Genomic DNA, 12,164 nt, shown 5'->3' on the forward strand with positions numbered 1-12,164 from the left:
CATCGTTCCGAAAGAAGCGGATCAACGCTTCCGGTTGACTGTGCGGTGTCCCCCCGGGAGCCCGCGTGCTCATGCAGCTTCGTGGCCGCTTATGTGTCGTATGTTCAAAATGATTTGAGAACGCAACAAATTTTTCCCGTCTCAACACGGTCAGAAACGATCCTTCCACGACCTTAGAGTGACGAAGACCTTCTCGGGGCTGGTACCTGCTGGCAAATCGACGCCGCGCGCCAGTTCTGGGCTTCCGCTCCTCAAAAAGGGATTGGTACGGCGCTCGTTAGCGAGGCTCGAGGGAATGAGGAAACGTCCCTCCCGACGAGCCGCCTCCGCTTCCGCGACACGGGCGCGCAGGGCGGCGTTGTCGGGATCGGCGGCCAACGCGAACTTGCCGTTCGACAATACGTAGTCGTGCCCACTGAAGACTTTCGTGTCATCCGGCAGGTCCGCAAACCGTTGTAGCGAGCGCCACAAGACCTCCGGCGGCCCCTCGAGGACACGGCCGCAGCCCAGGGTGAACAATGTATCTCCAGCGCAGACGATGCCGGCCTGCTCGAACCAGTAGGTAATGTGGTCGTTGCAATGGCCGGGCGTCTCCCAGACCTGCGCCTCGAGCGAACCGACCGACACCGTGTCGCCCTCGCCGACCGCGACATCGACGCCGGGGATATCGCCGCCCGCCTTGCGCGGAGCGGTGACGCGGGCGCCCGTCCTCTCCTTCACCTCCGGGATTCCGGCGATGTGGTCGCCGTGGCGGTGGGTGACGAGGATGTCGGTGAGGCGCCAGCCGGTCTCGTCGAGGGCCTTCAGGACGGGGCCGGCGTCCGGCACGTCGATGGCGGCGCAGGCGCCGGTCTCGGGGTCTCGGATCAGGACGCCGATATTGTCCGTGCGGCAGAGAAACGTTTTGACCTGCGCTTCCACGTCGACGCCTCTCCCCGCATGCCTCGCACGTCATAGCGCGTCAGGCTGCGGTTGGAAAAACAGGCTTTCCCGAAGCGAGGTTCCGGCATGTCTTGCCGAGGACGCCTCTCGCCACCATTGATGGCCCTGAGCGCGGGGCGATTGCCCCGCCGGGCCCATCGTGAGACCACAGCGCGTAGAGCGGCCATGCGCCTCGACGTCAACGGCCTGAGGGCCTTCTATGCCACGCCGCTCGGCGCCACGACCCGACGGGTCGTCGGCCGCTCGGTGCACGCCTTTCTCGGGTCGGTCTCCGGGTTGCGCGTCCTGGGCATCGGCTACGCGACACCCTACCTGGCGCCGGTCCATTGCATCGCCGAGCGGACGCTGGCCTTCATGCCGGCGTCCCAGGGCGTGGTGAATTGGCCGGGCAGCGGACGCTCGTGCACCGCCCTCACCGACCCGACCATGATGCCTCTGCCGGAGGCGGCCATCGACCGGGTGATTCTCGTCCACGCACTCGAATCGGTGGAGAGCCCGACCGAGTTGCTGCAGGAGGTTTGGCGCACCCTGACGCCGGGCGGGCGGATGGTGCTTGTGGTGCCGAACCGGCGCGGGATCTGGGCGCGGCGCGAGGCGACGCCCTTCGGCCATGGCCAGCCCTACAGCCGCTCCCAGCTTGGGCGGCTGATGCGAGACACCCTGTTCTCGCCGGAGGGCTGGGCCGAAACCCTGTACATGCCCCCGGTGCGCTCGCGCGTGCTCCTGCGAACCGGGCCGATCTGGGAGGCCTGCGGCACGACCTTGGCCATGCCCTTCGCGGGACTGCACGTCATCGACGCGACGAAGCAGCTCTACCGGCCGATTCCCGTGGCACAGGTGCGCCGCTCCCGTCGCCTCGCGCCGGCCCGCGTACTCGTCCCGGCGCCCGCACCCGGCTAGACCGTCCTCCGACACGGAGGATGGGCAGGGTGAACGTCGATTCCACGATCCAGCATTTCCTGCTGGCCTTTTCGGGCCTGATCGCCATCGTCAATCCGATCGGCGGCTCGCTCATCTTCGCGCAGGTGGCGGGCGGCTTCAGCCATGCCGAGCGGGTCCTGCTGTCGCGCCGGATCGGCGTCTACGCGGCGATGATCATGCTCGGCGCCCTCTGGGCGGGCACGCCGATCCTCAATTTCTTCGGCGTCAGCCTCGCCGCCCTGCGCATCGCCGGGGGGCTGGTGGTGATGTCGTCGGCTTGGACGCAGTTGAACCGGCCGGAGGCGCGGGAGGCCCGCAAGCAGGCCGAGGCGTCGGGTTCGCGGGAGAAGCGGGCGCAGGATCTGCCGGTGGAGGCGCCCTCCGGCTCGCTCGCCGAGATCGCCTTCTTCCCCCTCACCCTGCCCTTCACCACCGGCCCCGGCACCATCGCCGTGGCGATCACCCTGGGGGCGAGCCGTCCCGAAGCCTTGGCCGACAGGATCGGCTTCTACACCGGGGTGACGCTGGCGGCGCTCGGCGTCGCCCTGATCGTCGCCCTGGTCTACGGCTCGGCGGACCGGGTGGTGGCCCTGATCGGTCCGGCGCGGGCGCGGGTGCTCGGGCGCCTCTTCGCCTTCCTGCTGCTCTGCGTCGGGACGCAGATCCTGCTGACCGGCCTGAACGATGCCTTCCCGTCGTTCGGCCGGTCGCGCTGAGGGATCAGATCACCGGCAGTTCCGAGAACCCGCCATACATCGCGGCGTGGCCGAGATAGTAGAGCAGCAGGAAGCCCGCGAGGGAGGCGGCGTACCAGGCCGGGGCGAGCACCGTGTCGCGGACCCGGACCTTGGCCCGCACATCGTCGGCGGCGATGCCGAGCAGGACCACGATGATGCCCGAATGGCCGATGGCGTCGATCTTGCCGAACTCGAAGACGGCCGAGATGAACACGCCGGCGAGGATCAGGGCAGCGGTGCGACGGACCAGCGGGGTCCAGACCAGGGCGAAGGCGAGGGTGAACTCGATGACGCCGGCCGCCTGCATGAAGAGCTCGGGGCTCGCGCCCATCGTCATGGAGGGCTTGGCCGCGATCAGCGGGTCGGTCCATTGCGGGTAGGCCCACTTCTCGACCGAGGCCCACATCAGGGTGATCGCGGCGGTCCAGCGGACGATGTCGAGGGGGCGGATGCCGTAGGGCGAGACGTCGAGACCGCGCAGGATCAGGTAGGTGGCGACGCCCAGGAACACCGGGTAGTCCGCGAGGTGGAACAGCCCGTATTGCGCAGTGGCGTAGGAGAACAGGAACACGATCCCGAGGCCGGTGAGCGGCATCGTCCTGCGCCAGATCAGGCATCCGGCGAGGGCGAGCTGGAACCATGGGATCCAGGCGACGTCGGTCTTCAATTCCGGCGTCAGGATGATGCCGCCGAGGCCCCAGAGCGAGACGAAGAAGAACCCGACCGTGGCGCGCACCAGAAGCTCGGTGTCGGTGCGGATGCGGCTCGTCACCCGGTCGAGGGCGTTGAGCAGGGCGGTGCCCAGCGGCGTGCCCTCGGCGAGGCACCCGAACATCAGGCAGGCCAGGGCCAAGGCCACCAGCCATTCGAAGTTGAGGCACAGAACGTTCTCAAGTCCGCGCGGCTGGCCCGAGACATCGTAGGCGCAGAACCACTTCACGTGCGCGCTGGCCTCGCCCGCGAGGGCTAGGCTCAAAGGGACCGCCAGGGCAATGGGCGGAAGATGACCAGAAACCAACTTCCATCGGGACTGCATTAGACCCTCGCCCAAATCGGCCGTGCTCTATGAAATGAATTTAAATCGATTCACCTCAGGTACGCTAAGCGTTTGTTAACAAGTCTGACTGAAAGGTTAACGCTGTGGATTCCGTGCTCCAGGAGCCCGCCCCCTTTCATCCCCAGCCTGTGAGGAACGGCCGTCGGAAGCTTGCGGTTAAGGCTTCGCGCTTAGCGTGGCCGTCACGGTCGCGCCGGGGCAACCGGAGCGCCTTGCGGAGAATTCGTTCATGGTCGGACTGGCGAGTGCCTTCAGCCTCTGCCTTGGCGTGGTCCTCGCGGCTCACGCGCCGTCCGCCGGCCTGCGCGCCGATGCCTTCGAGACCTCAAGCGGCGTGTTCCTGGTGTCGGGGCTGGTTCTGCTCGGCTCGGGGCTGACGGTCTTCCACTGAGGAAGCCGCAACCGCCCCTTCGCCATCGGACCGGAGCGGCCCTATACGCGATCCGTCATCGCGAACTCAGAGCGTTTTCGGGGAAACTCGGCTCATTCCGCGTCTCACCCGGACAATGACGGGCGAGCCCTGTCAGGGCGTCGGCGCCACCGGCGGGAAGACCGCCGAGGTCTCGTCCCGATCACTGTCGGCGGTGAGCGTGCCGAGGAAGGCGAGAAGGTCGGCCTTCTCGTCGGCCGTGAGGTTCAGGGGCTTGATCTGCCGGGAGCGGCTCGGCCGCTCGATCCCGCCCTTGTCGTAGAGGTCGATGACCGCTTCGAGCGTCGCCACCGAGCCGTCATGCATATAGGGCGCCCGCTTGCCGATCTCGCGCAGGGTCGGCGTCTTGAAGGCGTAGCGCAGGGCGACCGAACTCGGCATCAGCCGGCCTCGGCCGATATCGCCCCCGGTGGCGGAGCCGATGTCGTGGAACGAGTTGTCGGTGAAGGACCAGCCGGAATGGCAGCCGGAGCATCCCGCGCGGCTGTTGAACAGGTCGAAGCCGCGCTTGGCGGCCTCGGGGATCGCCGCCTCGTCGCCGCCGATCCAACGGTCGAACGGCGCCTTGCCGGCGACGATCAGGCGCTGGAAGGTCGCGAGCGCCGCATCCAGACGCTCGGCGCTGACGGCCGGATCGCCGAAGGCGGCGGCGAAGGCCTCGCGGTAGCTCTCGTCCGCCGACAGCCGCTTCACCGCCTCGGGGATCTTGAGGTTCATGTTGCCGATGCCGGTGATCGGCGTGCGAGCCACCACTTCGAGGGTGCGGAACTTGCCGTCCCACCCCATCGGCCCGTCCTGCCACGCGACGTTCAGCAGGGTGGGCGTGCGTAGGTCCATGTCGCTGCCCGCCAGCGTGGCGGCCCGCGGGCGCCCGTCCGCCCATGCGAGATCGGGGCTGTGGCAGGAAACGCAGGCGCGGTTGTTGTCGCCGGACAGGATCGGATCGAAGAACAGCCTGCGGCCGAGATCCGCCTTGGCAGGGGTGTACGGATTGTCCTCCGGGAAGGGAATCGCGGAGGGTGGCCGGTAGGCGGCCCGCCACACGGCGCGGCGGTCGTCCTCCGCGGTCCCGGCGGGACCGGCAGCGGCTGCGAGAGCCGCGAGCGCCGCAGCGGCAGCGCCGTATGTCCTCAACCTGCACAACATACAGTTGAGGTTATGCAAAGCGAGGTTGCGAATTGGTGAAGAAGGTGCGGAAGTACACAGTAAACCGTTCTTGACCTTGGCATGCGTCAATCATTCCACACGCACGGCAACGCTGTCGCTGGCGCCCGTCGCATCGAGGACCGAGATCCGCGCGAACCCGGCGCCCTCAGGCACCCAGGTCGATTGCCGCCTGATCGTGCGGTCGACCGGCAAGCCGTCGACCATCCAGTTGAGGGGCGGCACGCCGCCGGCCGCCTTGAGGACCACGCCCTCCCCCGCCCTGCCGCCCTGCGCGGACAGGCCCAGATCGACGCGCGCGCCATCGGGGGGGAAGGCGATCCGGAGGATGGGCGCGCCTTCTGGCGCCTCGTCCCGCGCGAGACGGCGCAGGGGCGGCGGCAGGGCGGAATTGGCGGCGACCAAAGCCTCGGCCGGGCGCGGGCCGAAGGCCGGTTCGCCGCCGAAGCGGGCGAAGGCATCGAACAGGATCGGCGCCGCGACCACCCGCCCGACAAGACCCGGCACGGCGGCCCCGTCCGCCCGCCCGGCCCAGACGGCGATGGTGACGCGCCGGTCGAATCCCACCGCCCAGGCATCCCGATAGCCAAAGGAGGTGCCGGTCTTGTACGCGATGCGGTTCGGCAGGGCGTTGTCCGGCGGCGGTGTCCCGCGCAGGATGTCGGTGACGTACCACGCCGCCACATCCCCCGCGATTCGCTTGGCCTCCATCGGGGGCGGCATCCGCCCCTCCCGGGCGAGGCCGGCATAGAGCCGGGCGAGGTCGGTGAGGGTGAGGCCGAGGCCGCCCAGGGCCACCGGCAGGCCGGGCGCTGCCTCACGGGGCAGGCGCAGGTCGGCCCCCGCCGCGCGCAGATGCGCGACGAAGCGCGCCGGCCCCACCGCCTCCATCAGTGCAACGGCCGGTACGTTGAGGGAGAGTTGCAGGGCCCGCCGGGCGCTGACCGTGCCCTGGAAGGTGAGGTCGAAATTCTCCGGCGCGTAGCTCGCGGAGAAGCGCGAGGGCCGGTCCTCGATCAGCGTCTCGGGATGGGCGAGCCCGGCCTCGAATGCCATGGCGTAGACGAAGGGCTTTAGCGCCGAGCCCGGCGAGCGGATGGCGCGGGTCATGTCGATGGCCCCCCGCCGGCTCGCGTCGAGGTAGCCGGCGCTGCCAACCTGCGCGAGAAGGCGTCCGTCGCGGTTGTCGAGCACCACGATGGCCGCCGACAGCACCGGCCCCGCCGAGGCGGCCCGCTCCGTGGCCAGCGCTTCGAGGCTTGCCTGTAGCCGCCCGTCGAGGCTCAGGCGGATCACCGGGTTCGACGGTTCGGCGGCGACCGCCTCCTCGGCGGCGTGGGCGGCGATCATCGGGAAGGGGCGGCGGCCATGCGGGACGGGCTCCGCCCACGCCTGTGCCGCCTCGTCGGCGGTGAGGAGCCCGCGCGCCTGGGCGATGCCAATCACCCGGTCCCGCGCCGCCCTGGCCCGCTCGGGGAAGCGGTCGGGCCGGCGGGTCTCGGGCGATTGCGGCAAGGCCACGAGCAGGGCCGCCTGCGCCACAGTGAGCCGGGCGGGCTCGCGGCCGAAATAGGCGAGGCTCGCCGCGCGCACGCCCTCCAGTGAGCCGCCGAACGGCGCGAGGGCGAGGTAGAGGTCGAGCACCTGTGCCTTGCCGAGCCGGCGTTCCAGGCCCACCGCCCGCACCGCCTGCCGCAGCTTCGCGGCCACCGAGCGCTGCGCCCGCGGCTCCACGAGGCGGGCGACCTGCATCGACAGGGTCGAGCCGCCGGAGACGATGCGCCCGTGGCGCAGGCCCTGGAGCGCCGCCCGCGCGACGGCGGCGGGGTCGATGCCGGCATGGCGGTCGAAGCGCCTGTCCTCGTAGGCGCGCAGCATCGCGAGGTAGCGCGGATCGACCGACCCGGCGCTCACCGGAAGGCGCCAGCGGCCATCCGCCGTCGCGAAGGGGCGCAACAGGTCGCCTGCCCTGTCGAGCACGACCACCGAGCGCGCCCGTGCGGCGGTCAGGTCCAGGGGCGGCAGGGACAGGGCATACGCGATGAGCGCCGCGAGGCCGAGGAGCGGGGCGAGGCCGAGGGCCAGGATGGGGAGCCGTAGCCTGCCCATGCCCTGGCCCCCTTCCGCGTCAGGCGGCCTCGGGGGCGTCGGCGCGCTCCCGGGCGAGTTTATCGAGGGCGACGAGATCGATCTTGCCGGCGCCGAGCAGGGGGATGTCCTCGCGCACCACCACCTCTGCGGGGATCGAGACGTCCGAGGCGCCCTTGCCCTTGGCGAAGCTCTGGTAGGCGGCGCGGGTCGCCTCCTTCGCCTGGGTGAACAGCACCAGCCGCTCGCCCTTCCGCGCATCCGGCACGGCGGAGACGGCGCTCAGGCGGTCGGGCCACAGTTCCGAGGCCAGCGCCTCGACGGCGGCCAGGGAGACCATCTCGCCCGCGACCTTGGCGAAGCGCTTGGCCCTGCCCCGGATGGTCACGAAACCCTCCGCATCGATGGTGACGATGTCGCCGGTATCGTGCCAGCCATCCGGCGGCGGCTGCAAGCGGCCGGGCTGATCGGATTTCAGGTAGCCCAGCATGATGTTCGGCCCGCGCAGGACGAGGCGCCCGCCCTCGTCGATGCCCGGCACGGGATCGAGCCGGATCTCGATGCCGGGGAGGATGCGGCCCACCGTGCCGAAGCGGTTGAACATCGGCGTGTTGAGGGCGACCACCGGCCCACACTCGGTGACGCCGTAGCCTTCGAGGATGCGCAGGCCGAACTTTTCGAGCCATGTCCGGCGTGTCGTGTCCTTCACCGCCTCGGCGCCGGCCACGACGTAGCGCAAAGAGCGCAGATCGTAGGAATGGGCCGCGCGGGCATAGCCGGTGAGGAACGTGTCCGTCCCGAACAGCACGGTGCTGTTCGAGCCGTAGATGAGCTCCGGCACGATCCGGTAATGCAGCGGCGACGGATAGAGATAGACCGGCACGCCGGAGACCAGGGGCAATACCGTGCCGGCGGTGAGCCCGAAGGCGTGGAACACCGGCAGCACGTTGAACACCTTGTCCATCGGCCCGAAATCGATCCGCGCCGCCACCTGCGCCACGTTGGCGAGCATGCAGCGGTTGGCGAGCACGACGCCCTTGGGCGTGCCCTCGCTGCCGGAGGTGAACAGCACCGCGGCCGGATCCTCGCCGCCGCGCTTCACCAGCGGCTTGCGGGGGGCGAGGAAGCCGCGGATCTTATCCGCCGTCGTGATCGTGGCGCGCAGATCCTCGAGGTAGACGAGCTTCACCTTGTCCTTCATCGCCTCCACGAGGGTGCCAAGGCGGCCCTTCTCGATGAAGGCGCGGGAGGTCAGAACCGTGGACACCTCCGCCGTGGCGCAGGCCGAGAGCACGTTCTTCGGCCCCGCCGAGAAGTTGATCATCGCCGGCACCCGCCCCGCCGAGGCCAGGGCGAAGAACGTCACCACCGTGCCGTTGGCGTTGGGCAGCATCAGCCCGATGCGCCCGCCCTCGGGGGCGTAGGGCATCAGCTTGCGGCCGAGGATGTTGGCCGCCATCACGAGCCGCCCGTAGGTCAGCCGCCCGGTGACGGGATCCTCCAGGGCGTTGCGCCGCCAGCCGTGGCTGTCGCCCGCATCGATCAGGGCAGCCATCAGCCCACGGTCGATCTCGGCCGTGCGAAACAGCAACTCGGACATCGCGTCGTAGAGCTCCGCGCCCGCCGCCTGCCGCCGGGTCTTGCCCTTCAGCGCCGGGTCGATCGTAAGCCGCACGGGTGGCATGATGGTGACAATCACCTTGGGCCACCAGCGGCGGCGTACCTGCCGCCGGGACAGGCGCGAGAAGATTGTCTGCTCAAGGCCGTCGATCTTTACCGGCACCACCATGGCGCCGGACTTGTCCGCGATGAGCCCGGCCCCGTCATAGACCTTCATCAGGCTGCCGGTGACGGTAAGCCGCCCCTCGGGGAAGATGATCAGCGTCTCGCCGGAGCGCACGGCATTGATGAGCGTGCGGGTGGCGAGCGGCCGCGTCGGATCGAGGGGCATCGCCTTCGTCATCTTGAGGAAGGGCTTCACCCACCAGCGCTTGGCGATGCCGCTGTCGATGGCGAAGACCGGCTCCTGATCGAGGAGCGACAGGGCGAGCGGCGCATCGAGGAACGAGACGTGGTTGAGGGCCACGATGCAGTTCGGCCCGGCCTTCTCGATGTTGTCGAGGCCGCGCACCTCCAGGCGGTAGAAGGCCCGGAACAGGATCGAGATCGCGTCCCGGAACGGGCTCGTCGGCAGGGTGGCGAGCACCACCGCGCCGACGACGAGGTTCAGCACAGCCACGAGGGCCAGCAGGCTCGCCATCGACAGGCCCGCCGCCTGGAGTGCCGCCAGCGCCAGCGTGCCGCCGACCATGAAGGCGGCGGTGATGACGTTCACCGCACCGATGATGCGGGCGCGCATCGCCTTGTCGGCCCAGGCCTGAACCGCCGCGAAGGACGGCACGATGTAGAGCCCGCCCGCCACGGCGAGGCCGAGGAAGTCGATGACCGTGCGCAGGCCGTGGCCGGTCGCGAGAAACGCGGAGGGGCCGATGGCCTCGGCCGGCACCGGCGGCAGGTGCGAGACCGTCCAGGCGAGATCGAAGCCGAACACGGCCATCAGCACCGCGCCGACCGGCGTCGGCAGCAGCACGATCCGCCCGCTGGCGAGCCAGGAGGCGAGGCCAGAGCCCAGGGCGATGCCGATGGAGAAGGTCGCCAGCAACAGGGTGATGACCGTCTCGGTGCCGTTGAAGGCGTTGCGCACCATCACCGGCAGCAGCGACAGCACCACCACGCCGACGAGCCAGAACCAGCTCACGATGAGCGAGCCGCGCCACAGCCGCGTATCGACCCAGAGGTCGCGCAGCAGGCTCGCGGTGGAGCGGGCGATGTTGGGATCGACCTTCAGGTCCGGCGCGCCCTCCCCCGTCGCGGGGATCATCCGCGCGGAGAGCCAGCACAGCACGGCGAAGACCATGACGAGGGCGGCGAACAGAGCGCCCGAGCCGCCCATGGCCGAGGCGGTGCCCGCCGCGATGGTGCCCAGCAGGATGGCGAGGAAGGTCGCGGCCTCGACCAGGGCGTTGCCGGCGGGCAGTTCTTCCCGGCGCAGGTGATCGGGCAGGATGCCGTACTTGATCGGGCCGAACAGGGCCGCGATCGTCCCGAACAGGCCGAGCGCCACGAACAGCACCGGCACGGAATGGAGAAGGAAGCCCGCGACCGCGCAGCCTGCCGCGAAGATCTCCGCGAACTTGAGGCGCCGGGCCATCAGTGCCTTGTCGTAGCGGTCGGCCCATTGGCCCCCGAGACCCGACAGGATGAAGAACGGGCCGATGAACACCGCGCTCGCCAGGGTGACGAGCACGCCGGCATGGCCCTCCTCGGAGGCTCCGGCCTGGCCCCCGATCCCGAACAGGATGAGGAAGGCGAGCGCGTTCTTCAGGAAATTATCGTTGAAGGCCGAGAAGAACTGGCACCAGAATAGCGACGCGAAACGCCGCGCGGTCATCAACGAACGGAACATGGTGGTCTCCGGCCTCGCGCCATGACTGACCCAGGCTTGGCGCCAAGGTCAAATCCTGCGTGACCCGAGACTGTTTTTCCTCAGCGGCGGATGAGCCGTGCCCGCAGCATCGCGCCGGCCTCGTAGGAGCGGTAGGCGTGCTGCGTCAGGATCGCGATGAGCACCACCGCCACTGCCGCCGCCACGCAGGGCAGCGCCAGGAGGAGGATCAGCACCGAGCCTACCGCCGTCCGCTCGCCGAGGGAGGCGCGGGGCCAGGGATCGATGGGCCACCGGTCGAATGGAAGCCGAATCGTGCGTGCTGTCGTCATGGGCGGGGGTCTCCCATCCGCACCGAGGCCGTACTGTGTCCTGGTTCGGGGCCGGCGTCGAGCGGCCGATCCGGACGGCGATGTCGCGGCGTGGTCTGGAAACCGGGCCGGGCGGGGACAGTTTCAGGCGGTGCGCTCACCGCTGCGTGAGGGCGGAGGACGCGACACGATGCCCGGATACCTGCCCTTCGCGGGCGCCCTGAAGCTGCCCGCCTACACCTGCGACAATTGCGGGTTCTGGCAGCGGCATTTCGAGACGCCCGCCGCGTGCCCGATGTGCCTCGACGCGCGCCACGTGGTGCCGCAGGACGGCTGGCGCTTCCGCACCGAATCGGAGGCGCAGGACGCCTTCCCTTGCCATTGGCAGGAATTGGAGCCGGGCGTGTGGCGTTTCTGGAACGAGCCGGTCTCGGGGATCGGTCCCTCCGCCTACCTGATCCAGACCGAGGCCGGGAACATGGGTTTCGAGGGCTGCCCGGTCTTCAGCGAGGCGGCGCTCGACCAGATCGCCCGTCTCGGCGGGATGCAGATCCTTTCGGCCTCGCATCCGCATTCCTATGGGGCGCTGGTCCAGTTGCAGGATCGGTTCGACCCGGAACTCTGCTTGCCCGCCGCGGACTTCACGTGGAGCGCCGCGCTTCAGGTGAGCTGGCCCTACGACGACTTCCTCGAACCGCTGCCAGGCCTCGAATTGCACCGCACGGCGGGGCATTTCGACGGGCACGCCGTGCTGTTCGACCGCAAGCGCAGGATCTGCTTCTGCGGCGACGCCTTGAAGTTCGAACTCGACCCACAGGATTTCCGCCGGGCGCGGACGATCTCGGCGCACAAGGCCTTCGTGCGCGGCGTCCCGCTGACGATCAACGAGCTACGCCACTACCGCGACGTGTTCGCGCGGCTCGATTTCACCCAGACTTGGACGCCCTTCGAACCCGCCGCCAATTGCGGCCGCGCCGAGGTGCTGGCGCTGATCGATGCGATGCTCGCGACGAGGCCGCACGCCTATCCGGTGCCGCTGGACGAGCTGCGGAAGTAGAGCGCGGTTCCG

At 69.5% G+C, this 12,164-nt stretch carries 10 protein-coding genes; 4 read left to right on the forward strand and 6 right to left on the reverse strand.

All coding sequences use genetic code 11. The features are described 5' to 3' along the window. Positions 1-150 precede the first annotated feature (150 nt). The gene (gene gloB, locus ACS5Q7_RS09735) at positions 151-921 is read right to left on the reverse strand and encodes a hydroxyacylglutathione hydrolase (RefSeq protein WP_478339125.1); all 771 of its coding nucleotides are present in this window, start codon (positions 919-921) and stop codon (positions 151-153) included. 186 nt (positions 922-1,107) lie between these two features. On the opposite strand from gloB, the gene ACS5Q7_RS09740 reads away from it, so the two are divergent. Then, the gene (locus tag ACS5Q7_RS09740) at positions 1,108-1,842 is read left to right on the forward strand and encodes a class I SAM-dependent methyltransferase (RefSeq protein ID WP_478339126.1); all 735 of its coding nucleotides are present in this window, start codon (positions 1,108-1,110) and stop codon (positions 1,840-1,842) included. A gap of 20 nt (positions 1,843-1,862) precedes the next feature. After that, complete coding sequence (locus ACS5Q7_RS09745) at positions 1,863-2,579, forward strand: MarC family protein (protein ID WP_478339127.1); 717 nt, start codon at positions 1,863-1,865, stop codon at positions 2,577-2,579. A gap of 4 nt (positions 2,580-2,583) precedes the next feature. Here the strand turns inward: ACS5Q7_RS09745 and ACS5Q7_RS09750 are convergent, their stop codons facing one another. After that, the gene (locus ACS5Q7_RS09750; RefSeq protein WP_478339128.1) at positions 2,584-3,636 is read right to left on the reverse strand and encodes a hypothetical protein; all 1,053 of its coding nucleotides are present in this window, start codon (positions 3,634-3,636) and stop codon (positions 2,584-2,586) included. Positions 3,637-3,886: 250 nt separating this feature from the next. On the opposite strand from ACS5Q7_RS09750, the gene ACS5Q7_RS09755 reads away from it, so the two are divergent. Beyond that, positions 3,887-4,048 (forward strand): hypothetical protein, encoded by a 162-nt coding sequence (locus tag ACS5Q7_RS09755; protein ID WP_478339129.1) that lies wholly within the window; start codon positions 3,887-3,889, stop codon positions 4,046-4,048. 132 nt (positions 4,049-4,180) lie between these two features. Here ACS5Q7_RS09755 and ACS5Q7_RS09760 read toward each other — a convergent pair whose 3' ends face one another. The 4 genes from ACS5Q7_RS09760 to ACS5Q7_RS09775 all read right to left on the reverse strand — a co-directional run bounded on the left by ACS5Q7_RS09760 (position 4,181) and on the right by ACS5Q7_RS09775 (position 11,116). Further along, entirely contained in the window at positions 4,181-5,233 is a 1,053-nt protein-coding gene (locus ACS5Q7_RS09760; protein WP_478339130.1) for a cytochrome-c peroxidase, read from the reverse strand. Positions 5,234-5,323: 90 nt separating this feature from the next. Further along, complete coding sequence (pbpC, locus tag ACS5Q7_RS09765; protein WP_478339131.1) at positions 5,324-7,360, reverse strand: penicillin-binding protein 1C; 2,037 nt, start codon at positions 7,358-7,360, stop codon at positions 5,324-5,326. Between the two features lie 19 nt (positions 7,361-7,379). Next, a complete protein-coding gene (locus ACS5Q7_RS09770) occupies positions 7,380-10,805 on the reverse strand; it encodes an acyl-[ACP]--phospholipid O-acyltransferase (protein ID WP_478339132.1) in 3,426 nt (1,141 codons plus the stop codon). Positions 10,806-10,885: 80 nt separating this feature from the next. Continuing rightward, the gene (locus ACS5Q7_RS09775; protein WP_478339133.1) at positions 10,886-11,116 is read right to left on the reverse strand and encodes a hypothetical protein; all 231 of its coding nucleotides are present in this window, start codon (positions 11,114-11,116) and stop codon (positions 10,886-10,888) included. Between the two features lie 169 nt (positions 11,117-11,285). Between ACS5Q7_RS09775 and ACS5Q7_RS09780 the strand changes: the two genes are divergently transcribed. Further along, entirely contained in the window at positions 11,286-12,152 is an 867-nt protein-coding gene (locus ACS5Q7_RS09780) for an MBL fold metallo-hydrolase (protein ID WP_478339134.1), read from the forward strand. Positions 12,153-12,164: the final 12 nt, after the last annotated feature.

The organism is Methylobacterium sp. Gmos3, from assembly GCF_056430985.1.